This is a genomic window from Dellaglioa sp. CoH-56-MRSF-14, from assembly GCF_056782115.1.
Window position 1 is genome coordinate 132,902 of record NZ_JBXAYB010000001.1, and the last position, 26,318, is coordinate 159,219.

At 34.0% G+C, this 26,318-nt stretch carries 24 protein-coding genes and 1 pseudogene; 8 read left to right on the forward strand and 17 right to left on the reverse strand.

The window, feature by feature from the left end; genetic code table 11:
- Positions 1–98 precede the first annotated feature (98 nt).
- Positions 99–2,092, reverse strand: a pseudogene (locus AC1RPX_RS00610) (PTS sugar transporter subunit IIABC).
- 195 nt (positions 2,093–2,287) lie between these two features.
- Here AC1RPX_RS00610 and treR point away from each other — a divergent pair.
- Positions 2,288–3,010 carry a trehalose operon repressor gene (treR, locus tag AC1RPX_RS00615; RefSeq protein WP_481760945.1) on the forward strand — a complete coding sequence of 241 codons (723 nt, stop codon included), beginning with the start codon at positions 2,288–2,290 and terminating at the stop codon, positions 3,008–3,010.
- A gap of 17 nt (positions 3,011–3,027) precedes the next feature.
- Complete coding sequence (gene treC, locus AC1RPX_RS00620; RefSeq protein WP_481760946.1) at positions 3,028–4,674, forward strand: alpha,alpha-phosphotrehalase; 1,647 nt, start codon at positions 3,028–3,030, stop codon at positions 4,672–4,674.
- A 62-nt stretch (positions 4,675–4,736) separates the two neighbouring features.
- Here treC and AC1RPX_RS00625 read toward each other — a convergent pair whose 3' ends face one another.
- Positions 4,737–6,044, reverse strand: a complete 1,308-nt coding sequence (locus tag AC1RPX_RS00625) for a sialate O-acetylesterase (RefSeq protein WP_481760947.1) — start codon at positions 6,042–6,044, stop codon at positions 4,737–4,739.
- A gap of 311 nt (positions 6,045–6,355) precedes the next feature.
- Here AC1RPX_RS00625 and AC1RPX_RS00630 point away from each other — a divergent pair, with 311 nt between their 5' ends.
- From AC1RPX_RS00630 to AC1RPX_RS00645, 4 genes are all read left to right on the forward strand, one after another.
- A complete protein-coding gene (locus tag AC1RPX_RS00630; RefSeq protein ID WP_481760948.1) occupies positions 6,356–7,681 on the forward strand; it encodes an MATE family efflux transporter in 1,326 nt (441 codons plus the stop codon).
- Between the two features lie 19 nt (positions 7,682–7,700).
- Positions 7,701–8,048 (forward strand): VOC family protein, encoded by a 348-nt coding sequence (locus AC1RPX_RS00635; protein WP_481760949.1) that lies wholly within the window; start codon positions 7,701–7,703, stop codon positions 8,046–8,048.
- 152 nt (positions 8,049–8,200) lie between these two features.
- Positions 8,201–8,857: an ABC transporter ATP-binding protein gene (locus AC1RPX_RS00640; RefSeq protein ID WP_481760950.1), complete on the forward strand. Its 657-nt coding sequence runs from the start codon at positions 8,201–8,203 to the stop codon at positions 8,855–8,857.
- Entirely contained in the window at positions 8,850–9,608 is a 759-nt protein-coding gene (locus tag AC1RPX_RS00645) for an ABC transporter permease (protein WP_481760951.1), read from the forward strand. The genes AC1RPX_RS00640 and AC1RPX_RS00645 overlap by 8 nt, the downstream gene beginning before the upstream one ends.
- Positions 9,609–9,671: 63 nt before the next feature.
- Here the strand turns inward: AC1RPX_RS00645 and AC1RPX_RS00650 are convergent, their stop codons facing one another.
- The 6 genes from AC1RPX_RS00650 to AC1RPX_RS00675 form a co-directional block, all read right to left on the reverse strand.
- Positions 9,672–10,331, reverse strand: coding sequence for an ABC transporter ATP-binding protein (locus tag AC1RPX_RS00650; RefSeq protein WP_481760952.1), 660 nt, complete (start codon positions 10,329–10,331; stop codon positions 9,672–9,674).
- Positions 10,332–10,352: 21 nt separating this feature from the next.
- On the reverse strand, positions 10,353–11,807 hold the full coding sequence (locus AC1RPX_RS00655) for an ABC transporter permease (RefSeq protein ID WP_481760953.1): 1,455 nt from the start codon (positions 11,805–11,807) through the stop codon (positions 10,353–10,355).
- A gap of 155 nt (positions 11,808–11,962) precedes the next feature.
- Entirely contained in the window at positions 11,963–12,832 is an 870-nt protein-coding gene (locus tag AC1RPX_RS00660) for a DegV family protein (protein ID WP_481760954.1), read from the reverse strand.
- A 56-nt stretch (positions 12,833–12,888) separates the two neighbouring features.
- The gene (gene crcB, locus AC1RPX_RS00665) at positions 12,889–13,251 is read right to left on the reverse strand and encodes a fluoride efflux transporter CrcB (RefSeq protein WP_481760955.1); all 363 of its coding nucleotides are present in this window, start codon (positions 13,249–13,251) and stop codon (positions 12,889–12,891) included.
- Positions 13,248–13,643 (reverse strand): fluoride efflux transporter CrcB, encoded by a 396-nt coding sequence (gene crcB / locus AC1RPX_RS00670; RefSeq protein WP_481760956.1) that lies wholly within the window; start codon positions 13,641–13,643, stop codon positions 13,248–13,250. The genes crcB (AC1RPX_RS00665) and crcB (AC1RPX_RS00670) overlap by 4 nt, the downstream gene beginning before the upstream one ends.
- A 108-nt stretch (positions 13,644–13,751) precedes the next feature.
- Positions 13,752–14,840 (reverse strand): DUF871 domain-containing protein, encoded by a 1,089-nt coding sequence (locus AC1RPX_RS00675; protein ID WP_481760957.1) that lies wholly within the window; start codon positions 14,838–14,840, stop codon positions 13,752–13,754.
- 337 nt (positions 14,841–15,177) lie between these two features.
- Between AC1RPX_RS00675 and AC1RPX_RS00680 the strand changes: the two genes are divergently transcribed.
- Positions 15,178–15,924 (forward strand): hypothetical protein, encoded by a 747-nt coding sequence (locus tag AC1RPX_RS00680; protein WP_481760958.1) that lies wholly within the window; start codon positions 15,178–15,180, stop codon positions 15,922–15,924.
- A gap of 48 nt (positions 15,925–15,972) precedes the next feature.
- Here AC1RPX_RS00680 and AC1RPX_RS00685 read toward each other — a convergent pair whose 3' ends face one another.
- From AC1RPX_RS00685 to AC1RPX_RS00700, 4 genes are all read right to left on the reverse strand, one after another.
- The gene (locus AC1RPX_RS00685; RefSeq protein WP_481760959.1) at positions 15,973–16,839 is read right to left on the reverse strand and encodes an NAD(P)-dependent oxidoreductase; all 867 of its coding nucleotides are present in this window, start codon (positions 16,837–16,839) and stop codon (positions 15,973–15,975) included.
- 113 nt (positions 16,840–16,952) lie between these two features.
- Positions 16,953–17,282: a thioredoxin gene (gene trxA / locus AC1RPX_RS00690; RefSeq protein WP_481760960.1), complete on the reverse strand. Its 330-nt coding sequence runs from the start codon at positions 17,280–17,282 to the stop codon at positions 16,953–16,955.
- An 18-nt stretch (positions 17,283–17,300) separates the two neighbouring features.
- Positions 17,301–18,038, reverse strand: a complete 738-nt coding sequence (locus AC1RPX_RS00695) for a TerC family protein (protein WP_481760961.1) — start codon at positions 18,036–18,038, stop codon at positions 17,301–17,303.
- A 139-nt stretch (positions 18,039–18,177) separates the two neighbouring features.
- Positions 18,178–18,543 carry a winged helix-turn-helix transcriptional regulator gene (locus AC1RPX_RS00700; protein ID WP_409021715.1) on the reverse strand — a complete coding sequence of 122 codons (366 nt, stop codon included), beginning with the start codon at positions 18,541–18,543 and terminating at the stop codon, positions 18,178–18,180.
- 129 nt (positions 18,544–18,672) lie between these two features.
- Between AC1RPX_RS00700 and AC1RPX_RS00705 the strand changes: the two genes are divergently transcribed.
- On the forward strand, positions 18,673–19,854 hold the full coding sequence (locus tag AC1RPX_RS00705) for an MFS transporter (protein WP_481760962.1): 1,182 nt from the start codon (positions 18,673–18,675) through the stop codon (positions 19,852–19,854).
- 49 nt (positions 19,855–19,903) lie between these two features.
- Here AC1RPX_RS00705 and nhaC read toward each other — a convergent pair whose 3' ends face one another.
- The 5 genes from nhaC to AC1RPX_RS00730 form a co-directional block, all read right to left on the reverse strand.
- Positions 19,904–21,274 carry a Na+/H+ antiporter NhaC gene (nhaC, locus tag AC1RPX_RS00710; protein ID WP_481760963.1) on the reverse strand — a complete coding sequence of 457 codons (1,371 nt, stop codon included), beginning with the start codon at positions 21,272–21,274 and terminating at the stop codon, positions 19,904–19,906.
- 397 nt (positions 21,275–21,671) lie between these two features.
- Positions 21,672–23,288, reverse strand: coding sequence for a SulP family inorganic anion transporter (locus tag AC1RPX_RS00715; RefSeq protein WP_481761141.1), 1,617 nt, complete (start codon positions 23,286–23,288; stop codon positions 21,672–21,674).
- A 132-nt stretch (positions 23,289–23,420) separates the two neighbouring features.
- Positions 23,421–23,867, reverse strand: coding sequence for a universal stress protein (locus AC1RPX_RS00720; RefSeq protein ID WP_481760964.1), 447 nt, complete (start codon positions 23,865–23,867; stop codon positions 23,421–23,423).
- Positions 23,868–23,885: 18 nt separating this feature from the next.
- Positions 23,886–25,262: an Nramp family divalent metal transporter gene (locus AC1RPX_RS00725; protein WP_481760965.1), complete on the reverse strand. Its 1,377-nt coding sequence runs from the start codon at positions 25,260–25,262 to the stop codon at positions 23,886–23,888.
- Positions 25,263–25,467: 205 nt separating this feature from the next.
- Complete coding sequence (locus tag AC1RPX_RS00730; RefSeq protein ID WP_481761142.1) at positions 25,468–26,115, reverse strand: metal-dependent transcriptional regulator; 648 nt, start codon at positions 26,113–26,115, stop codon at positions 25,468–25,470.
- Between the last annotated feature and the right edge of the window lie 203 nt (positions 26,116–26,318).

Genomic DNA, 26,318 nt, shown 5'->3' on the forward strand with positions numbered 1-26,318 from the left:
GTCAAATAATTTATCTGTTACAAAAAAAATGTCAAAGAGATAAATATCCCTTTGACATTTTTATATAATCACATAAACATTTTAGTTAATTTACAATTCTATGCATCTTTACCAATTGTTTTACGACGGTTAACTTCTTTTTCAGCAAGTACATCGGAATCTTTAAATCCAAAGACCCAAGTACAACCAAATGCTACGATTATTGTAACAATTGATGCAATCCAAAAGTTAATTTCGTTACTCATTCCTCCACCAAACTTTAAAGGTGTAAAGAATGAAGGGAATCCGATTAATGAACCAGTAAATCCGTACATATTAACGTTTAATAGTCCGGCTACTAATCCACCAACTGCACCACCAATATTAGCTGCTAAGAAGACACGCCCATATTTTAAGGTAATCCCATAAATAGCTGGTTCTGTAATACCACTGAATGCTGCAATAACTGCACCACCAGATAATTCTTTAATGTTAGCCATTTTTGATTTAATCATAACTGCCATTACAGCAGCACCTTGAGCTACCATTGTAATTGAAACAATTGCATTTAAGTAGCTGTAGCCTTTTGAAGCAATATCGTTTGCGATTAAAGGAACAACTGCCCAATGTAAACCAAAGATAACTAAACATTGATATAATCCACCAATAACAAAACCTGCAATTGGGTAGTTTGCTGTTAAAATTGTGTTTAAAATAATAGAAATACCTGTACTAATTAACGTAATAATAGGTCCAACAATAATGATAATAGCGGCCGAAACGATCATAACTTCTAACAATGGTACAAAAATCATTCGTAAAACTTGTGGAATAACTTTTTTGAGTCCTTTTTCAACATAATGTGCTAACCATGCTCCAGCAATAATTGGGAAAATACTGTAAGTATAGTTAACCATATGAATTGGAATCCCAAATAAGTTAGTATTTAATGACATCCCCAAAAGTTGTCCAAACACTTTTGTTCCTGTTGCAATACCAAAAAGTGAAGGATATACCAAGACACCACCAACAATAGCCATAATAATTGGATCAGATTTTAACTTCTGTGCAGCTGTGAATCCAACAATAATAGGTAAGAAATAGAATGCTGAATCTCCCATGGCTGATAAGAAAATGTAAGTCTGTGATGTGGCTTCTGTCCAACGAAAATCGACAGCCATTTGAAGTAATCCTTTTAAAATACCACTAGCAGCCAATAATCCAATTACTGGCATCATAGAACCTGTGATAACACCAATCAAAGTATTAAATCCAGCATTCAATTTTCCACGGAATGTTGTTGGTTTTTCCTCAGCTGGTGCATCATCGGCAGCATCGACCTCGCCACCTGCGTATGATGTTCCTAATTGTGCAATAACTGCATCATAGACATCAGTAACAGCTGGTCCAATAACAACTTGATATTGTCCAACAGCATGACGAACATCAATTACACCTGTTAAATTTTTAATCACTTCATCGTCTGCTTTACTTTCATCAACTAAGTAAAATCGTAACCGCGTAATACAATGGATTAAACTCTTAATATTCTCTTTACCACCGACTTGTTTGATAATGTCTGTAGCTAATTGTGTGTAATCTTTTGCCATAACTATTCCTCCCCTTTTGCAGTACCAGATCCCACTTCCGTGCCACCTTCAAAAGGTTGTGGTTCCGATAATGTTAATTTGTCTAATTTATCTTGTGTATTTGTAATTACTACCATTAAAACATTGTCTAATTGTGCTTCAGAAACTTGTGTTAAATCCATAGTCCCAAGTAATTCACCACCATGAACACGAGCACCTTTTTTAATATTAATATCAAATGGTGCACCTTTTAAATCAACCGTATCAACACCCATGTGTAATAAAATTTCAAGTCCATTATCCATCGTGAATCCGATAGCATGTTTTGTTGATGCAACCAATGTTATAGTTCCAGATACTGGACTATAAATTTCCCCTGCGGTTGGTTTAAATCCGAAGCCATCACCCATTAATTTTTGAGCAAAAACAGAATCGCTCACATTTTCTAAATCAATTAACTCCCCAGTTGCTGGTGCGTAAAACTTATCATCATTTACCTTTTGTTTTCTTTTAAAAATCGACATTGTTCTCTCCCCCATTTTTTTTAATTTATTTAACTAGATTCGCTTACAGCGATTAAGCGTTTTCAAGTTATCCTTATAATAAACCTGTCTATACAGGATGTCAACGCTTTCTTTTCTTTTAAATTAACATTTATATATACTTGTATAGACTAGAATGTTTATGTTAAAATAACCTTATCATTGGAGGTGACTATTATGACGAACCAAAATAAACATTTAGGTATTTATCAAGATCTTGTCACTAAAATCACACATAATATTTACGCATCAGGAACATTCCTACCTAGTGAAATTCAATTGAGCCATTTATACGGTACTTCTCGCGAAACAATTCGAAAGGCTCTCCAAAATTTACTAACCAATGGCTATATTCAAAAAATTCGAGGCAAAGGATCGCTTGTTTTAGATATTCAACGATTCGCTTTTCCCGTCTCAGGTATTACTTCATATGAGGAACTGAATAAGTCTCTTCAAATGAATTCGGAAACACAAGTTAGACAGTTACTTGTCACAACTATTCCTATAGAGAGTTTTGCACCTAAGTCTGTTGTTGGCGATAAAGCGACATTTATTGAACGTCTACGACTTGTTAAAAATGAACCCAGTGTTATTGATCGTGACTACATACTTTCAGATATCGTACCTGAGATACCTTTAGCAGTTGCCCAAAATTCGCTTTATGATTATTTTGAAAATAAATTAGGCTTAGAAATCAGTTATGCTATTAAAAAAATTACAGTTGAACCAGCAGATACAACTATCCAAAAATTATTAAACATTCCAAAAACAGAATCTGTTGTTGTCATAAGAAGTGAAACCTATTTACAAGATAGTCGTTTATTTCAGATTACCGAAGCTATTCACCGCTCAGATCGTTTTAGTTTTGTTGATTTTGCACGACGGACGAAGAAAATATAACTAATAGGAGAATAACGATGACATTTGAAGATAAAATTATTTATCAAATTTACCCAAAATCATTTTATGATAGTAACAATGATGGCCTGGGCGATTTACAAGGGATTATCGCTAAAATACCTTATTTAAAACAACTCAATATTGATATGATTTGGTTTAATCCTTTTTTCATATCACCACAAAATGATAATGGCTATGATATCTCAGATTATTATCATATTGATCCTAAGTTTGGTACTATGGCTGATTTTGATGAACTTGTTACCAAGCTAAAATCTGTAGGCATCGATGTCATGATGGATATGGTTTTTAACCATACATCAACTGAACATGAATGGTTCCAAAAAGCGCTAAAAGGTGATCCAAAATATATGGCTTACTATTATATTCGTGGAGCAAAACCAGATAGCTCGCTTCCAACTAATTGGGATTCTAAATTTGGTGGTCCTGCATGGGAAGCTTTCGGAAATACGGGTAAGTACTACCTTCATCTCTACGACCCAACTCAAGCAGACTTAGATTGGCATAATCCAGCAGTTCGAAAAGAAATGGCCAAGATTGTTAATTTTTGGCGCAACAAAGGTGTTAAAGGTTTCCGATTCGACGTTATCAATGTCATCGGTAAAGATGTCAATTTACTTGATGCACCTTATGGTACTGATAGTAGACTTATGTATACAGATAAAAAAATAGTTCATCAATATCTACAAGAACTTAACGAATCTAGTTTTGGTCAAGACCCTGATGCTGTGACCGTTGGTGAAATGTCTTCTACTTCAATCGATAATTGTATTGAATACACGTTAGGCAAAAACAACGAGTTATCAATGGTCTTTACCTTCCACCATTTAAAAGTTGACTATACCCATGGAAATAAATGGACGACGATGCCTTTTGACTTTATGAGTTTAAAAAACATTCTAAATGATTGGCAATTAGGTATGACAGCTGGTCATGGTTGGAACGCTTTATTTTGGAATAATCATGATCAGCCTCGTGCTATTAATCGTTTTGGTGATCCCGTCCATTTTCGTGAAAAATCTGCCGAAATGCTAGCGACAACTATTCATTTATTACGTGGAACGCCTTTTATTTATATGGGAGAAGAAATTGGGATGAGCGATCCTCAATATCAGCATTTATCTGATTATAATGATATTGAAACCAAAAACATTTACCCAACATTATTAGCGAAAGGACTCAGTGAAACTGAAGCCTTAGACATTATTCAAGCAAAATCTCGTGATAATAGTCGTACTCCCATGCAATGGAATAACTCTGAGTATGCAGGGTTCTCAGCTGAAAAACCATGGTTGATGCCAATGAATCAGTCTATCGTCAACGTTCAAAATGAATTAGTACGCGGCGAAATATTTAATTACTATCAACAACTAATTAAATTACGTAAGACTCTGCCAATTGTCTCTGTTGGTGATTATCAACCTCTTTTAATGGACGATACTCAAGTTTTTGCTTACCAAAGAATACTAAAAAATCAACGTTTAATTGTTTTAAATAATTTCTATGGTACAACGACAACGATTACTTTACCTGCATTTACCGGGGAAATATCAACTGTCATCAATAATTATCCAACCGATATCAAATTAGAAACAGCTATGACGTTAGCTCCATATCAGTCAGTTGCCTTTTTGATTGACTAACTAAAATAAAGCAGCCTTGCAATTTTAAATTGTAAGGCTGCTTTATTTAGAACTTATTAAGATTAATCAAAGTAGATTTTAAAAGGACTAACTGGAATATGGTTTTCGTTCCATAAGCCGGCAGAAGTTACATTTGCATATGCATACTGTAAGCCAATTGATTCTTCTTCTAATCGAATCTTGATATCATTTGTACCTAAATCAATCACTGCAGGTTTTAAAACATCCCCTGGCATGATCCATTTTAAATCAATATCATTTGTTGTTTCAAGTTGTTCACAATTTGAAAAGTTAAGACGCATTTGTTTTACATCAGCTGAAATTTCAGATAATTGTGGACTTGTTTGCATTTCATCGAATTTACCAAAATTAGAATATAATTCGATTACACGATAACCTAATTGTCTTTTACTACTTGGATGAATCTCGTTAGCTGAATCTTCATCCATAGCTGTAACTAAGTAAACCCGATTTTCTGTTGCTGCAAACTTTTGTTGTGCATCGCGAATTTCAGCCCATGAATTAGCTATCTTATGATTATATTGTGGTAACTGAATAATATAAGTTGGTAATTTATTTTGTTTAAGCGTTTTGCGCCATTCACGGATTAATTTTTTCAAAAGTAACCCATAATGTTTTGTATCTATTCCTGCATCTCGTTCACCTTGATACCAAGTTAACAATTTAAATCGGTAAGGACCCACTTGTGATAACATCGTATCGTATAAATTATCGGATTCTTCTAAACTTGGAATTTTAGTATCAACATAAGCTGCTTTTAAAGTCTCGTTATTTATTAGTGTACTTTCTGATACCCAACTTGCAGCTGAAGTCCCATTTTTAGCACATAATACAAGGCCAATTGGTGTGTATTCATCATATTGACGAACCTTCTTAGCCATATAATAGCCTAATGCTGTAACGTTACCAATATTTTCTTCATCAACAATTTGCCATGGATTTTCTTCTGTTGATTGCTTTTCAGGTATATTGATAAAACGTAAATTCATCATTGGCATTGTTTTATTATGATCAAATTCATCATCTTTAGCCATTTTGAAGTTAGCATTTGATTGTCCAGCAATCAAGAATACATCTCCAAATTGTACGTCGCGTAAAATTATTTTATCTGTTCCTGATTTAACTAGAACGGTCACAATTGTAGGTGCTAAAAATGAGATACTTTCAATTAAAAAGTATCCTGTATCATCAGCAATTCCTGTTTCAATTGTATCTTCGCTACCGCCCATTGAAATCGTTACAGTTACTTCTTGATTGGGTTCTGCATAACCAAAAAAACGTGTTGTCTGATCTTGTTGCATAACCATATGATTAGTAAATAGTGGTGCTAATCGCAATGTTGTTGCCACTGTTAAACCCTTCTTTCTAGTCGCTGTCCATTAAGTATCCTTTACAATTATAACATAAGATAAGCCTCTATCGACTTTTTATCAAATGGATTAGTCAGCTACTTTGACTATTATTTAGTTGTTTGTCCTAGCTATTTTGAATAATAGTTGCTAGAATAAAGACAGTCAAAACAGTGTAAAATCGCCGGGTTTTACAAAAATAATAGTTATCACATCCAAGAGGCCATTTTTTAATGAAGGATGTTGGTACCTATTTTTTATTGTCCATTATTATAAGATTATAAAAAATAGGTACCGATAAGGAGCTCAAAATGAATAATCAAACGGTTTCTATCCGTCGTGAACTTTCAGGTTACGTCACACGGAACGTTTTAAGTACTTTAGGTTTATCTGTGTATCTTCTGGCAGATACATATTTCATTGCTAATGCGGTTGGAACAACTGGTTTAGCGGCTTTAAATATTGTATTACCCCTCTTTAATTTATTAAATGGCGTCGGGTTGTTACTCGGAATTGGTGGTGCAACTTTATTTTCTATTTTAAAGATTAAGGATCAAAAAGCGAGTCAAAAAATTTTCACACAGGTTTTAATTGTTGGGATTATTTTCGGCCTAGCTTTCTCAGTCTTAGGCTTTTTATTCATGAAACCTTTACTCTATTTTTTAGGTGCAAACGCAGGAACTTACAAATTAGCTGCTGAATACCTAACTTATATTTTGCTAGCTGCACCATTCTTTGCTTGTAATTATCTCGTTTTAAGTTTCATTCGAAACGATAATAATCCACATTTATCGATGGTTGCCATGTTAGTATCTAGTTTATTCAATATCATTTTTGATTATATTTTTATGTACCCATTACATCTTGGTATGGGTGGTGCTGCAATGGCAACTGCTGTTTCTCCAATTGTTGCTTTAGCTATATTAACCTTCCATCGTAAAAAGGAAGGACGTCTTTTAACGCTCCAACGAACGTCTATTCACTTTAAGACAATAAAAAAAGTTGTTCAATTCGGGTTCCCTGTCTTTCTAACTGAAATGAGTACAGGTGTCAGCATTTTTGCTTTCAACCTTGTCATTTTAAGTTTAGCGGGAAATACAGCTGTCGCAGCCTATGGAATTATCGCAAACATCGTCTTAGTCGCTTTATCACTTTTTAATGGTGTTGCCCAAGGAATTCAGCCTTTACTCAGTCGAGAATTTGGAATTCGGAATTGGCCAGAAGTTAAGCAAATATTACGTTTTGGGTTAATTGTTAGTTTTATTATTGGCACAATTTTATACCTTACATTGACCTTTGAAAAAGATCCTATTATTGCATTATTCAATAATAGTAACAACCAAGAGTTAATCCATTATGCTGAAATAGGCATTCCAATCTACTTCTTAAGCTTATTTGGATCATCCCTTAATGTTGTGTTTAGCATGTTTTTCTCAGCGATTGGCGAACCCAAACATGCACTTATTCTAGCTATCTTGCGCGGTTATGTCTTACTACTAGGCTTATTATTTATTTTTGCCCACTTCTTCAACTTAACTGGTGTTTGGGTTGCTTTACCCGTCACAGAATTAATCATTGTCGTCATCAGTACTGTATTCCTATTCAGTTTCTTTAATAAACAAATTAAAAAACAATAAAAAGAAGGTTTCTTATTTTATGAAAGTTAAACGTTTTGAAGCAATCACAATTCCCGTAACTGATGTCCAAAGAAGTTTACGTTTTTATCATGAAGTTTTTGATATGACTATGATTGAAAATAGTGAGTTACCTACTGTTCATTTTGGCCATCAAAAAATTATTTTTGAGCCATCAACTAATGTTATTCCAATGACACTTAGTTTCGTCGTTAGTGATTCAATGACCGCTATGGAAAATCACTTGAAAAATTATTTTGTGACTATTATCTCTGGCCCGATTGAAAAGCAAGATGTTAAAAATGCACAATCGATTACAATTTCAGATCCAGATCAGCATATAATCGAATTAATTAGTTATCAGAAATAGATTTACTAAGCTAACATCTAAGCGATGTTAGCTTTTTTACTACTATTAGGTTTTTAAATCTATATGCTTAGATTCTCTAAAATACTTTTCTTTATTCCCACAGCTAAACATGGTAATCTGAAAATGAGTTATATCAGAAAGGCGGTCCTACTATGCAACCTATTATTGATTTACAAGATATTTCACTAGAACTTAGTAACCAATCAATCTTGAACCACATCTCTTTTCAAGTAAACCCTGGAGACTTTTTAACAATCACCGGTCCATCTGGAAGCGGTAAAAGTACCGTTTTGAAATTAATCGCTGGTTTAATTTCAAGAACATCTGGTGATATTAAGTTCAATGAAAAATCAATTGACAGTTATGACCCAATCGAATATCGTCGGATTGTTTCTTATTGCTTCCAAACCCCCGTTTTATTCGGCGAAACCGTTAAAGACAATCTGGAGTTTCCTTATATCGTTCGTAAGCAAGACTTCGATGAATCTCGTGCCATTTCTGAATTAGAATCCGTAGGCTTACCCAGCAGTTATCTTCAGAAATCAATAAATGAACTATCTGGTGGCGAGAAGCAACGTGTTGCCTTAATTCGTAATTTAATCTTTTTACCCAAAATCTTACTGCTTGATGAAATCACAAGTGCTTTAGATTCAGAAAGTAAAAACATTATACACGCATTAATTAATCGTTTAAATGACTCAAATAAAATCACTATTATCGCTGTTACTCATGATGATAATGAAATAAAACTGGCTGATCAATTAATTAATATCGAGGCCGGAAAAATAACGGAGGTTAGACATGCATAATTTAGCCGTTAATAATCTTTCTCTCGTTTTCGCTTTTTCATTAGTACTTGTCTCACTAGGAATTGTATATAAAGAAAAATTAGGCCTAGCAAAAGATATTATTTATAGTGTCATTCGTGCAATTATCCAATTAGTCATCGTCGGATACATTTTAAAGTACGTCTTTAATATTAATAATATTATTCTAACTTTAGTTATGATGTTCATTGTTTTCTTTAACGCTGCGTATAGTGCACATAAAAAAAGCGCAGGAATTCCACATAGTTTTCGTATTTCGTTCATTGCCATTTTTTGTAGTACGTCCGTTACACTTGGCCTTTTACTACTAGCTGGAACGCTTAAATTTATTCCTTCACAAATTATTCCAATTACTGGTATGATTGCTAGTAATTCAATGGTTGCGATTGGTCTTTGTTACCGTAACCTTAACAGTAATTTCCGTGATCAACGCCAACAGATTTTAGAAAAACTAGCACTCGGTGCAGATCTCAAACAAGCAGCATACCCTATTATCCGTGAAAGTATCAAAACAGGGATGTCGCCTACTATTGATTCAGCTAAAACGGTTGGTATCGTTAGTTTACCTGGAATGATGTCTGGGTTAATCTTCGCCGGTGTTGATCCTGTCTTTGCGATTAAATACCAAATCATGGTCACTTTCATGTTACTTTCAGCAACAAGTATCTCATCAATTAGTGTTTGTTATCTTTCATATAAACAATTTTTTAATGATAAGAAGCAACTACGATAAATTAAATATCAATCAACTAAAATAGCCATATGTATAAGTTTTCCTTATACATATGGCTATTTCTTACTCTATAACTTGAAACTCACGGTCCTTCAATACATATTGCGTATCACACATTTTAGCAACATCTGGTTCATGCGTTACAATGATGACACATTTATCTTGTGATTTAGCTAAATCTTGAAGTAATTCAATAATTTCTTTCGTATTAACTTCATCCAAATTACCGGTCGGTTCATCAGCTACGACTAATCGTGCGTCACAACACATCGTTCTGACAACAGCGACTCGCTGTTGTTGCCCACCAGAAAGATGTTGAACGTTCTTCTTAGCCATATCCTCATCAATACCAACTTTTTTCAACATATCAAAGGCATATTGTTTATCACCAGCATGTGTTGCTCCGGTAATGTCCATCGCAGTCATTAAGTTTTCCAACGCTGACATATAAGTAAATAAATTATAGGATTGGAAGATAATCGAGACATCTTTATTTCGATAATGAGTTAATCCGATTTTATTGATTGCCTCACCTTCATATATAATTTCTCCAGATTTTGGTTTATCTAAACCAGCAATTAGTGAGAGAAATGTTGTTTTTCCTGAGCCACTACTACCGACAATTGCATATGATTTACTTCTTTCAAAAGTTAAATTAACCTTTTCAAATAAGGGGTTATCCTTATTTTCATACCAATACGCGACATCTTTAATTTCAATCATTTAATCACTCCTTTCTATTATTTATGAAATCAGAATTTTCTTGGGTTCAAGTCGTAAAATACCTAACGATGCTAACATAATCGAGATAAAGATAATTGCCAGACCCATACCACCTAATTCTGCCAAATCTTTGATACTTACAGTTGTGCTTAGATTCTTTAATTTCTCAGATTTAGTTGTCGCTGACTGCCCTGGTATACCACTTGGATCTGTTCCACCAAATTGTCCACCTTTAGTACCACTTGGCGCACCGCCTCCACCTTGCATATCATTTGAAGTTGTAGCTGTTGTAGATGTCGTTGTTTGTTGGCTTATCAATTGATCACCTACTGCATTACCAACGAATTTCCCACCAATTCCGGCAACAACTAATGACACGAGTAGAACCATAAACATTTCAACAAAGAATTGTGCAATAACTTTCCAACGTTTTTCACCTAATGATAGGAGGACACCAATTTCATAGCGACGTTCTCTAATCATTAAAATAACAATTAAGGCAAGAATGATAGTTCCTGCAACTGCGACTAATAGAACAATTTTTTGGGCAAAACTCTTAACATTATTCAATGGTGTCAGCATTGATTGATAAGTACTATCGTTTGTTGACATTGAAAATTTAGATGTGTTAATTAATTTCTTAGCTGCTTTTGTGAAAGTTTCTGACTTGGCTGGATCACTTAATGTATACACAACTGAATCGGCCGTATCTTTATACTTACTACCTTTTAAAGTATTCGCAAATGTGTAAGCTGTATAAATAGTATTTGATGGATCAGTAGCTCCTGGCCCACCCATACTTGTAGAACTAGTTGAACTAGCTTTATAAATACCGACAACTTCAACTTTATACTTCGTACCACCAGTTGATTTCATTGTAATTGTATTGCCCACAGAAATATGGTTAGTAGAAGCAAGTTCTGATTCAATCACAACGTTTTTAGTATTTAAATCACTCGAATTTAAACCACGACCTTTTGTAATTTTGGCACCACTAGTATTTAGTGCACTAGCCGTTGAACTTACACCGGAAATAGAAATATCACCCGTTGTTGCAGAAGTTGCCATTTTCTTGCCGCCCATCCCACCACTTTGACTTGAGGTCGATGTTGTTTTAATGGCATCAAATGAAGAAGCATTAGCTGTAGTTGAAGTGGTGATACTGTAACTCTTCACATTGCTTAATGCACCAACTTTTTTAGCTGTTGCGACTGTTACCCCAGCTAAGTTTAATGATGGTTTAGTGGTTTTTGAGCTTGAAGTTTTCATCTCGCTAAAAGCTTTATCTCGATTAGCTGATAATGTCACCGTTGCACCCGCACTCTTCTTCGCATCATTTGCCGCAGTTGTTGCTGCATTTTGAATAATTAATCCTGCTAAAACGAATAACATAATAGCTGACATAACTAATACAAGTAAAAAAGATCGTCCTTTTTTTGCTTTAAGATTTAATAAAGCACGTTTAAAAAAATTCATATTTATTACCTCCATATTCTCTTAAATTATTTGATAAGAATAAGCATAGCTAATAATTATGAATTATTTTTGAATATTATCAGAACATTTTCGTTTGTTATACAAAAAAAAGTTTTATTATGAATAATAATTCATAATAAAACCGTTTTCTTTATTTAATCTATTAGACTTTTCCAATCTCTCGACCAGATTAATCCTAAACATTTTTCACCTGTGTGAACACCGACAAGTGGTCCAATATAACCCGATTCAAATTTCATTTTAGGAAAACTAGTTCTCAAGTCTTGTCCCCATTCAGCTTGAAGTTCCGGATTATTCGCATCAATTAAATTAATTTGAACTGGATAATCAAGTGAACGTGTTGCTTCTGAGAATTGAGCTTTAATTTCAGAATAGGCATTTTTCATTTTGCGTTCTTTACCAATAGCAACGATTTTACCTTCTTTATCAAAAGTTAAAATCGGTTTAATTTTCAATATGTTTCCAACAAAACCTGAATGATTTGATAAACGACCGGTCCTCATTAAATGATTTAAATCATCAACAACAAAAAGAACCCGTGTTGTTTCTCTTAATTCGGCTAACTTTTCAAGTATTTCCATAACGTTTTTATCTTTATTAGCTAATGTGGCAGCCAATTGAACCATGTTACCCATCCCCGCGCAATCAATTTTCGAATCAAAAACATGCACATTGATGGCCGAAACAGATGATGCGAAAGCTTCAAGATTACCAACTAATCCACTAATACCTGATGATAAATGGATACAAATAACATCTGTATAGCCTTCAGCAGCAAGTGCCTTAAATTTTTCTTCCATTTCACCCATCGATACCTGGGAAGTTGTTGGTAAAACATCTTCTGTTTTTAATAATTGATAAAATTGAGTTGCCGTTAAATCGGCATTTTCATGATAGACATGATTTCCAAATAATACTGGGTTATTTACTACTTTAATATCTAATTGTTCAACAATCTCATCTGTAAGATAAGCTGAACTATCCGTTAATACAGCAATTTTCATTATTTCACATCCCTATTTTTACTATCCTATCACACATTATGCTCGAATACTTTAATTTAACTAACCATTTGGCGACCAATAACTAATCCTAACAGTGTCATCAAGCCACCAACAATATAACTAGCTAATAAATAAATCATGAATAACGATATTTTTTGGCTTTTAATTAATTTAACCAATTCAAAGTTATACGTTGAAAAGGTTGTAAAACCACCCATTGTTCCAGTACCAAGTAAGACTAACATCGGACTAGATAAATTAATTCCTGTTAAAAGACCTAAAATAAAACTACCTATCAGATTAATTAATAACGTTCCAACTGGAAATTGATCAGTTAGATATCGATTACTTAAATTTGTTATCCCATATCTTAACATAGCACCGATTGCAGCGCCAATCCCAACTAATAGTGTCATCATGAACGTTCACTCTCCATTCGCCAATCTCCAATCCGATTGCCTAATGAATAACCAAGTAATGTCATGGAAAGTCCACCTATAATCGTTACTAACACATAGATGAGTGCATAGCCCCATTGTTGCGTCTCTATTAACTTTACAGCTTCCAAACTATATGTTGAAAACGTTGTAAAAGCACCTATAAAACCTGTTTTTATCCCCAAAGTTAACCAATCTGGGACTTTTTCGGTTGTTTCAATATACTGAACTAAGAACGCCAAAATAAAGCACCCTACGACATTAATCATTAATGTCCCCAGTGGGAATCCATTTGGTTGAATAATCGTTAAACCAAGTAAGTACCGACTTATTCCACCAAAAAAAGCAAACAATGCAACAATTATATAATTCATTTTATGACCTTCTTATCAATTTTACATTTACTACTTCATTTTACCGAATTATCTAGTTAATACCAAATTAAAATGGACCACTAGAAATTATCTAGTGATCCATTTAGGCTAATCTTGGCTTAGTTTAAATTGACTCCATGGTTTCAAAAAATCGAGTAAGAATAATTCATCATCTATAATATGCCCAACAATATTTACACGACCATCATTTTTCATTTCTTTTAAAGCAATTTGTGTTTCACCTTTATATTGTCCATAACCTTCATTATCAATTAAGACGTCACCACGCTTAATTAATTTTGTATTATGTGCAGGAAATTCTTTATCTTTATACACAACCCGTGTCATTGTCGAACGTAAAAGATACGCTGAACGATCTCCGCGGTAACTATGAATATTATCAAATAATACTACTTTTTCAACCTCAGTAATATCATCTGCCGTTTCAATTTTAATCGTCGGATAATTGGCGTTGAATGCTTCTGATGCTGCTTTTAATTCATTTTCTGAAGCGTACGCGTTTGCGATAATCACATCATCAATTAAATCTGTCATCACCATATGTTTAACTTGTGTGGCAATATCTAAATGTCGATGATCCTCTAATGTACATAGTCCATCAGCAGTTGGCCAAGGTCCAAAAGTAGCTGACTTAGCATTAACAAAAGCTGCCGTATTTAAATTGTATTTTTTAAATTTCTCACTGCAAGCTACAAAAAAGTTATACTCTAATCCTGTGTATTCATGTGGATAAAAATTATGTGAACCTAATAAGTTCTCTCTTTTTGGTGAATAACTCATAATGTTATCCACATAGTTAGTCCCAGAACTCATATTTATTTCTATTTTTAAGTCATATGGATTGCGTGTCATTGCTGCTTCTTCTGCACCTGTAAATCCTAAATCTAATCGAACACCATATGCACCCATATCGTCAAAGAATTTTAAATCTTGATAACTAATATTTAGTTGTTCAAATAAATCAGGATTGATATCAACCATTACTTCCATACCAAGTTTATTTGCGTAAGCAACTGTCTTTTTAAATTCTGATAATACCTTATCTTTACCATCTGTCACTTGGAGTAAACTCGTAAAGACTCTTTTATACCCGTATTTACATGCCAAATCTAAATATGCTGTATCATCATTATAATTTGATCGTTCTGGATAAATTGAAATACCTAATTTTCCCATTATTATTCCTCCTAAATATTATTAAGGTCTATACCAATATTATAAAGGACATATAATGTAATTGAAAGCGCATTCCAAAAAAACTTTTGATTATTTTTAAATTTTTTCTTAATGTTAAGGTTATTTTAAGGTTCATGTTGTATATTGAACTTATCCCAAAACAACATAAATAACTAACCTTTATACTTTTTCATTTCTCCTCCAAAGTAATGAGAGAGAGAGCTAATTTATTAGCTCTACAACTTACTCCCTAGAGACTGCCTTCCCAGCAGTCTCTTTTTTGTTTCTAAATATTAAGAATCGTGCTAATATTTTAATCACGAAGGAGGTCTTAAGGATGCAAACCATTTATACGCTAATAACATTGATTTTTCTTAGTGTTATACCACTTCTTGTAGCTGCTTTTTTACTAACAGCTGTGAACAGTAATACAAAAAAACAATTATCATTAAATCAACAATTATACTTGGGTTCATTGGGTATTATTATCCATGAAGCAAGTCATGCTATAATGGCTTTTTTATTTGGATTTCACGCCATTGAAGTTAAATTAATTAAACGTCCACATCCCGAAATTGGTGATAACTCACTTGGATTCGTTCGTTATAGCTCACCTAAAAATATGCGTGGTAAAATTGGACAAGCAATGGCCGGTATTGCGCCCATCATTGGCTGTTCAATCGTAATTATTGGCCTTTTTATTCTACTGCTACCTCACTCTTTTAATCTACTATCAACAATGCTAGTTAACCAAGCATTTAATACTCAATCGTTATTTAACCTATTCACCTCGTTATTTCAATCTTGGTCATTAAGACTTATCCTGTGGTTGTTAATCACAACATCTATTACAATTGGTGGTTTTGATTTAAGCTCAGCAGATAGAAAAGGATTTGGTCTTGGATTCAGTTTATTAGCACTTTTAATCATTATCTTTTATTATTTCTTAACTCTATTTAATCACCAGACTTTAATGATGACTCTACTATCAAAATTTGCCTTATCTATTGGTCTAATTACTATTTTGATGCTGTTTTTATTACTTATTACAAATTGGCTGGTTAAAATCATCAAAAATAAATAAGACTATCTCATATTGAAATGGTCTTATTTATTAGTTGTATCGACTTATTTATTTCCACCACAATTTAACTAATGCTTGTGTACCGTCATTACCTAATCCATCTTCATCAACTAATTTTTCATATAGTACTTTAGCTTCTTTTGTTGCGGGTAGATTAATATTCATTTTTTCTGCTTCGTCTAATGCAATACGCAAATCTTTAAGAAAATGTTTTGCAAAGAATCCTGGTGTATAGTCATCACTTAAAACTCGGGGCGCATAATTGTCTAAACTCCAATTTGCTGCACTTCCCCCGCCAACTGTTTTAATGACACTTTCCAAGTCTAAGTTTGCTGCCTTAGCGTAAACTAACAGCTCAGTCATTCCGGTCATTGTTCCAGCAATCATAATTTGATTAGCCATTTTTACATGTTGGCCTGATCCATAACCACCAAACAAGGCAATTGTTGTTCCCATCTTTTCAAAAATAGGTTTCACTTGTTCATATACATCACTGTGTCCACCAACCATAATTGTTAGCTTCGCATTCTTTGCACCAATATCACCACCAGAAACAGGTGCATCTAACGCAAACAACTCATGAGTTTCCGCGTAATCACCAATTTTTTTCGCTAGTGTTGGTGTACTTGTTGTCATATCAACTACAATTGCGCCTTTTTTAGCACCAGCAAAAATACCATTTTCTTCAAAATATATTGCTTCTACATCTGCAGGAAAACCAACCATCGAGAAGATAATATCACTTTTAGCCGCAACCAATTGTGGCGAATCAGCCCATATTGCCCCTTGGCTAACTAAGTCATCTGTCTTTGATTTGGTTCGATTAAACACGGTTACTTCATAGTTCGCTTTCAATAAATAACTAACAATTGCTGAGCCCATAACGCCCGTTCCAATAAACCCAATTTTTTTCATAATAATCTCCTTTTATAATTTTCTTTAGTATGCACCTTTAAGGTTACGACTGCCATTAATAATAGTTAAGCCTAAAATAAAATCCCACTACAAAATTTGTAGTGGGATTTTATTTATACTGCTTTATTTTGAGCAACTTTTTCACTTAAATACTTTGAAAATTTACTCTTATCATGATAACCAACAACTTTTTCAATTGCTTTGCCATCTTTAAATAATAGAAAACTCGGAATACTCATGACATCATATTCCAATGCTGTTTCTTTATTTTCATCAATATTCAACTTTACAAATTGCATATCATCTTTGAATTCTTGTTCTAATTCATCAATAACAGGTTCCATCATACGACATGGACCACACCAAGGAGCCCATAAATCAACAATTGTTAATCCGGAATCTGTATGTTCCGCGAGCGTTTTATCTGTTACTTTTGTGACCATTTTATCGCCTTCGTTTCGTTATTTTTTATTCTGAATATTATACATATGAATTAAAGTCGTTAATATAATAGCCCCAAAAACAATTCCAGCAAAAAGTACTGCTGAAACTTCGATACCAATTTGAGGGATAGAAAGGAATAACTTCACCGCAATTAATGCGATTAGCAAGTAAGCCATTGATTCTAACTCCGGAACAACCTTCATCAACTTCATAATCAATGTCGCAATCCCACGCATGGCTAAAATTCCAAACATCCCACCGATTAAAACAATGACTGGATTTGTCGAAATTGCTAACGATGCTAAGACAGAATCAATTGAAAAAACAATATCCATCATCTCAATTGAAATAACAACTGACCAAAACAATGAGAATGGACCTTTTCGTCCATTACTTTTTTTCTCTGATTTAGGTTTTGGCGTTTTAATTTTTGAAAAGAAATAATGGGCTGATAGGTAAATAAGATACCCAGCGCCAATTACTTTAATTTCCCAGAAATCAATTAAAAATGTTCCAATTCCAATAATGATGAACCGGAAAATATATGCACCCCATAATCCGTAAAATAATGCTTTTTCTTGTTCTTTTTTACTTGGTAATTTTTGTGTTTGTGCAGCTAATACAATTGCGTTATCCACTGATAATAAGCATTCGATTACTGCTAATGATAGGATAATTATCCAATCACTACTTGATTCGACAACTGTTTTCCAATTGTTTAGATCAAAAAATGGTCCATATAAGTTTGCTAACATTTAATTCTCATACTTTCTTTCAATAATTTTTATAAATAACTGTAAATGATTATTATACAGCAATTACCAGATTATGCCATAACATATGAACAACAGTAACTGCCAGCTACATTTCTCGAATAGCAATCAATAATGACAGTTATGACACTTTATCTCGATTCATTAAAACAACATGTTGGTCTTGCTCATTTAACCGATCAACATGTTTTTCGCCCCAAACACACAATTTATTTAATATAGTACTCAAAGACTCACCATATTCAGTCAATTGATAATCTACTTTTGGTGGTACCTGTTCATAGATATGTCTAGAGATAATCCCATCGGCTTCCAATTCACGTAATTGTTGCGTTAACATTTTTTGGGTTATTTTCGGAATTGCACGTTTCAGCTCACTAGTTCTTCTTTTTCCACCACGTAAATGGCATAAAATAATTGTTTTCCATTTTCCGCCAATGACTTCTAAAGTCGCTTCAACACCAATATTATATGTTTTATCTTCCATTCTTCCTCCTATAGGCACTAAAAAGTTCCTATAGCACTTTTTAGTACGTTATTGTCTTATTGTTGCGTACACGTATAATCATAAATTGTAGCATTATTCCAACAAAAATCAAGGAGGCTTTACAAACTTATGGAAAAACCAAAAATATCACCATCCCTAACACTCTTAGCATTGGCTATTAGTGCTTTCGCAATCGGATCAACAGAATTTATTAGCGTTGGGCTCATCCCCTTATTAGTCAAAGATTTTGGTATTTCATTAAGTCAGGCAGGACTTAGCGTTTCATTATATGCATTCGGTGTCACAATAGGTGCACCCGTTCTAACTATTTTAACTGGCCAATTTGATCGAAAAAAATTACTCTTAAGTATCATGGCGTTATTTATCGTTGGTAATTTAGTTGCAGCATTTGCACCAACTTTTTCAATTTTATTAATTGGTCGAATTATTTCTGCATTGTCTCACGGTATATTCATGACAATCGCTTCCGTTATTGCGGCTGATGTTGTTGAACCTTCAAAACGTGCTAGTGCTATTTCAGTCATGTTTACTGGTTTAACCGTTGCAACTGTAACCGGTGTTCCTTTAGGTACATTTATTGGTCAACATACTAGTTGGCATGGATCATTTATTTTTATTAGTATCATTGGACTAATTGGTTTAATCGCCAACTTTTTCCTCGTACCAAATGGTTTACCAATTCCTGGAAAATCTGATGCGCATGGTTTTATCCGTGTCCTTAAGAACAAATATCTATTGATTACGTTATCATTAACCGCCTTAGGTTACGGTGGGACATTCGTTGTTTATACGTATATTACGCCACTCTTAGAAACTTCAATGGGTTACAGTGAAAGTGCTGTTGTTATCATTTTAATCGTCTACGGATTGATGGTTGCCCTTGGAAATACGATTGGCGGCCGTTTAGCAAACCATAATCCGCTCCAAGCATTATTAAAAATGTTTATCGGACTTGCAGTCGTCTTATTTATCCTTTTCTTTACTGCTAAAATGTCAATTCTAGGTTTATTAACCGTTATGGCCTTAGGACTATTCGCCTTTATGAATGTTCCAGGATTACAACTATACGTTGTTCAATTAGCTGAAAAATATACCCCTAAAGATATTACTTTAGCATCGTCGCTAAATATTTCTGCTTTCAATATTGGCATTACGTTAGGCTCTTTAATTGGTGGACAAGTTGTTTCTAATCTCGGATTAGGTATGACGCCACTTTTTGGGACAGTCATGGTTTTAATCGCCATCTTCATGACAATGTACTTAATTACACTCAATAAGAATGAGAAATAACAAAAAAACGGGTCACAACGAATATAAAATTCATTGTGACCCGTTTTTATTAGGCTCTCTTTGCACGTAACCCGATTCCCGTCCAACCACTAATGATTGAAAAGACAGGCGATAGTAAGCTAAAGAACGCAAATGGTAAGTAGTCTAGCGTTGGAACTCCCAACGTGCTTGCTGCAAACGCACCAGCTACACCCCAAGGGATTAAGTAATTAATCACTGTTCCGCCATCTTCAAGTGCACGACTTAAGGCTAAATTATCTAATTTTGATTTATCAAAAGCGGGTTTAAACGCTTTTCCAGGTAAAATAACTGATAAGTATTGTTCTCCAACAAATAAATTAACTCCAATTCCAGCAAAAATAGTTGCCGTAATTAATTTACCAGATGAATTTAAACGTTTAACTAAAGGTTCCATAACGACTTCAATAATATTGAAGTTCATTAGTAAGCCGCCTAACGTTAAAGTTAAAATTATTAATGACACGGTTCCCATCATACTTGAAACGCCACCTCGTGTTAACAGCATATCCACATTTGCATCTCCAGTTTTAGAAACAAATCCTGACTGAATCAACGCCGCAACATCTTGTAAACTCGTAAATGGTTTTTGAATAAATAACATAACTAACGATACACCAATATTGATAAATAACGTTGGAATAGCTGGAATTTTTAACCAGGCACAGACAAACATTAAGATAATTGGTAATGCCGCCCAAGCTGTGATTGAAAAGTGACTAGATAAAATTGAAATCGTATGATTGATTTTATCCATATTTGCTGCCATACTACCACTTCCCAAAATGAAATATAAAATTAAAGATCCTACAAAAGCAGGAATTGTTGTCCACATCATATTTTTAATATGTTTAAATAAATCAGATTCTCCAATGGCAGCTGCTAAGTTCGTTGAATCTGATAAGGGAGACATTTTATCCCCAAAGATAGCACCTGAAATAATTGCTCCTGCCACTAGTGCAGGATTAACCCCCATCGTCATCCCCATACCGAATAGTGCGATACCCACAGTTGAAATTAAAGTGAAGGCACTCCCAATTGATAATCCGATAATAGCACAGACAATAAAAACGGAAGGCACAAAGAATTGAACACTAATCAGATTAAATCCCCAAATCATTAAGGTTGGAATAATTCCTGCCGCAATCCAAGTCGCAATCAATGAGCCAATCAAAATAAAAATAAAGATGGGAATTAACCCTGTACTCATTCCATCCTTGATACCCGCGTGAATCTCATCCCATGAAAAATGACGAATTCTAGCCCATAAAATTAACAACCCAATCACTAACATAACTGGTGTTTGAGGTGATAACCCAAACTTAATTACACCAAATCCCATAATAATCAACATTACTACTAAAACACTTGCTGCTTCTGTAAACGATAATTTATTTTTCATTAGTAAACACTCCTATTTTTTAGTCGATTCTAGTATTTATCATGAAAAGTTTGATATCGAAACTGACCCCAATTTATATTTTTCATTTTTAACACTCCTTTTCTGGACAAAAAAAGTCCCTGATACAATATTAAATATTGTATCAGGGACGACTCTAGCCGTGGTACCACCCAGTTTAATTGAGAACCCAAATTCTCACTCACTAGATGATAACGGTTCTAGATATTTATCCGATGTTTAAAATAACGTTAACGTATTTGGTTAATTTATCCTGATTGGTTCGCATCAACCACCAACTTTCTGACTCCCAGATAAATGACTACTTATGTGTTAACTTTTATTTATTAAGTTGAATGAATCTTAACATGCCTAAATATCCTTGTCAATAATGTACATCTTATAGTATTTCCTTTAGAACACGATCAACTGAGAAATAAAAGGCTTCTTCCCCAGCCACATCTTTAAAGCCAGATCGTTCAAACATTCTCATTACATTTGGTTGAACTGAAGAAAAAATCACTTCATGATTTTTAGTCTGAGCATCACTATAGAAATCCTGAATAACAGCCATTGCTGTATTATCAATTGATGGTACGCCTCGCAATGAAAAGATAACTAAATCTCGTTCATGAAGTGGCTGTAGTGCCTTATCTAATCGATCCGCAGACATGAAAAATAGTGGTCCAGTGATGTAGACAACTGCCCAATCATCTTTTAATCTATCTTGTGTTGTTTCGACTTTGCTTAAATCAACATCTTCAACAACAACATCTAAAATAGAACTCTTAGCCACAAAAATAACGATCCCGACTAAAACACCGGCCATAATCGCCGTACTCAAATCAAAAATAACGGTACTTATTAATGTTAAGAAAAATAGAATTAAAGCACTTTTAAATTTATTTTTAAAGAGATACTTGATAGCTGACCATTCGTTCATCCGCCATGAAGTCACAACTAACACGCCAGCTAATGCCGATAAAGGAATCTGTGACATGATTGGTGCCAATAAAAGCATTGAAACTAATAACGCAAGTGCATGGAAAACGCCTGTCAATCGCGTCTGTGCACCTGATTTAATTGCTACACTCGTTCTAGCAATCGCAGCCGTTGCTGGAATACCACCAAAAAATGGTAAAATCATATTTCCAATACCTTGAGCGATTAATTCTTGATTACTATCTAAGGTTTTACCTGTCATGCGACCAGCAGATGCCCCGCATAATAAACTTTCAATCATTCCCAGTAAAGCAATACTTGCGCCAGGAATAATTAGATTTTTAACTGTTTGAAGATTTAATGCACCTAAATGTAATCTATCATCACTGATAACACTTGTTGGAATCTCGCCAACTGTTGCGACATCTAATTTAAATATCATTGTAATTGCCGTAGTAACAATAATTGCAATCAACGATGCAGGAATAACTTTATTCCATTTTTTTGGAAAAATAAAAAGTGCAATAACAACTAAAATTGCCATCAAAGTCGTTGCCAACTTAGGTTGAAAACCTAAGCTAGGATAACTACCAATTTTTTCAATTAAACTACTTCCGTTTGAATGCGTACCAAAAAAATTATCTAATTGCCCGAAAGCAATAATAATTGAAATTCCTGATGTAAATCCTGTAATAACAGGGGCAGGAATAAAAGTCGTTAAAACGCCTAATTTAAATATACCGGCTAACAATAAAATCACTCCGGCAATCAATGTAGCAATAAAAACCCCTTTTAATCCATATTGTGCAATAACACCCATTAATACTGCGGCCATCGCTCCAGTTGGTCCTGATATTTGATAATATGCCCCAGATAAGGTACTTATCAAAATCCCAGCAACAATGGCTGTGATTAACCCAGCAGCAGCTGTTGCCCCACTTGAGACACCAAATGCCAAGGCTAACGGAATAGCAACTGCAGCTACCGTTAAACCTGCCATAAAATCTTTAGCTAATTTTGTTGCATTATAACCTTTAAACTCGTTTTTTAATATTGAAATATAATTTGATATCATCATCATGCTCCTATTTATGTTATACATAAAAGCATAACATAAACCTTATATATAAATAAACAAGTAAACGTTTTCCAAATAAAAATGGTTAAATCTTTATAAGATTCAACCATTTTGTATAACTTTTTTCTATTAACGAACAACCATAACTGAAACGGGAGAATACTTAGCCACGTATGATGCTTGGCTACCTAAGTACTTACCAATCCCTTTAGTTATAGCTGATCCAACAACGACTAAATCAGGTTTAACGTCAGGAATAACATCTTTGACAATCGTTTCACCAGGTTCACCCTCAGCAAGAACAATGTGTACTTCCTTAACACCAGCATCTAATGCGCTTTGTTTATACTCTTGAAGTTGTTTTTCAACCTTCAAACGTTTTTCAGCTAATGTATCTTTTGTTAATACCTGAAAAACATTCAAATCATCCGACTCCAGAACAGTTACAATATGCAGCAGAGAATCATCATCTAAAGCATGACTAACCGCTTCTAAGAATGCTAATTGGGCATCTGCCGAATTATCGACGCCGACAAGAATGTTCTTATGCTTTGGTAACTCAAAACTTTTTTTCATATGAATTTCCTCCTTATTTTATAAAACTTCTTGGAAAAATTGAATGACTAAATTGAAGACTAATTGAACATTTAAAATAGTTAACCCGATTGCGGCTGCCCAACCAATAATTGATACCCAAAGTGGATTAACGAATCGTTCACCCATATATTTTTTAGAAGATGTAAACCAGATTAATGGAATCATCGTAAATGGTAAGGCTACTGATAAGAACACTTGTGAATAAACAAGTAAATTATCTAATACGCCTTCTGTCCCACCCCAAATGATTGCGGCAATCATAACGGGGATAACTGCTATGATACGTGTAACCAATCGACGGGCCCATAATGGCATTTTTAAATGTATGAAACCTTCCATTATAATTTGACCAGTCAAGGTTCCGGTAATCGTTGCATTTTGCCCAGAAGCCAGTAAAGCTACGGCAAATAAAGTTGAAAGTACAGGTGATGCAATCCCTTTGGCAATTGTATTATCACTTAATGCACGGTATAAATCACCGAATGCTTGTAATTGATCTGCATGTCCAAAGAATAAAGCAGCCCCCAAAAGTAAAAGTAAACTGTTAACAATTGTTGCGCCAAATAATTGGATATTTGAATCCCAAGTTGTAAAGCGCACAACTTTTGCAACTTCTTCTTCATCAGTTGAATCGTACTGACGTGTTTGTGCAATTGAAGAGTGAAGGTACAAGTTATGAGGCATTACTGTTGCACCAATAATACCTAAAGCTAATGTTAATTGATCATGGTTCATAACGATTGATGCTCTTGGTAAAATACCACCCATGATACCTGCTAAACTTGGTTTTGATAAGGCAACTAAGTAAAGGAAAATAATTAAAATTGATGCAATCAATGTTGCAACAATCGCTTCAATTGTTCTAAATCCTAATTTTGTTAATAATAATAGTAAGAAAACATCTAATATAGTTATCATAACGCCGACTGTTAATGGAATTCCAAAAAGTAATTGTAAAGCAATCGCTCCACCAATTACTTCGGCTATATCTGTTGCCATAATTGCTAATTCTGTCATGATCCATAATAAAAATCCAACCGGTTTATTAGTATGATCACGAATTGCTTGTGCTAAATCCATTCTTGTTACGACACCTAACTTAGCAGCCATATATTGCATTAACATAGCGATAAGTCCGGAGAAAATAACGACTGATAATAGTAAGTAACGGTATTGTGCACCACCGACAATTGATGTAATCCAGTTACCTGGATCCATGTAACCAACAGCGACTAATGCACCTGGTCCACTAAAAGCCCATAAAGTTCGTAAAAATCCGGCACTTTTTGGAACTTCTACTGATCCATTTACTTCTTCCAAACTAGCACTATTTGTTGTGGTAGTCATTTTTGGTTCTTGTACTTCTTTCGACATTTTTTACCACTCCTTTAAATTCTTTTCTTCTCAATTCCTTATTATACTCAAACTTTATACATTGTAAACAAAAAGTTTAGGCTAACCTTAAATCATTTTACCAGTTATTAAATATTGCTATATTTCCAAAAAAAGACTGCTGATATCTATTTGATATCAACAGTCTTTAGCTATTTAATAAAAATTTCTTTTGTTATCATAATACCTACTTCACAAAAATATAATGAGCGGCTTTATAACTAATATTTCTAACCTCACCAGTATTTTCTAATTTGATTTCAACTGGACCTTCAAAAGGCGCATGAGAAACAACTGTTAATTTATCACCAATGTGTAATTCTAAATCATCTAAATAAGTTAACAAATCATGATTATCAATGAATCGTTCAATCACAACTTTAGTGTTATCTTCTACTGCTTCTAAAACGAGATGGCTATCTTCCTCATAGTTACCTTCTTTGTCAGGTATCACACCGCCATGAGGACAGTGTGTTGGATGACCCAAGAATTCACTCAAATGATCAAGCAAGTACTCACTTGTCACATGTTCAAGTAACTCTGATTCACCGTCAACATCTTGTAGTTTATAATTTAATTTATAAACTAAGAAGCATTCCCATAAACGATGCTTACGAACTAAATCTTCTGCCAATAATATCCCAGGTTTCGTTAACGAAATCCCTGCGTATGGCGTATGTTCTACTAACTCTTCTTTAACTAGTTTATTGACCATTTCTGTAACTGATCCGGCCGCAATGTTCAGACTAAGCGCAATCTGTTTATTCGATATTTTCTTTTGCGTACCGCCTAATTCAAAAATAATTTTTAAATAATCTTCCTTCATAGGTGTCATATTCGATCTTTCATTTTTTGTCATTAGTTAATCAATTCACTTCCATTTTCTTAATAATAGATTTATTATATCAGAATAACGATTGAATTGTAACTTATTTTTTAGGAATACCTAACCTTTCATTTTAAAATACCTAAATGTAAGCTAAAAATCATAATTCACTGCATTAAAATAGGATTCAAGCATTTGTTTTAAGAAATGTC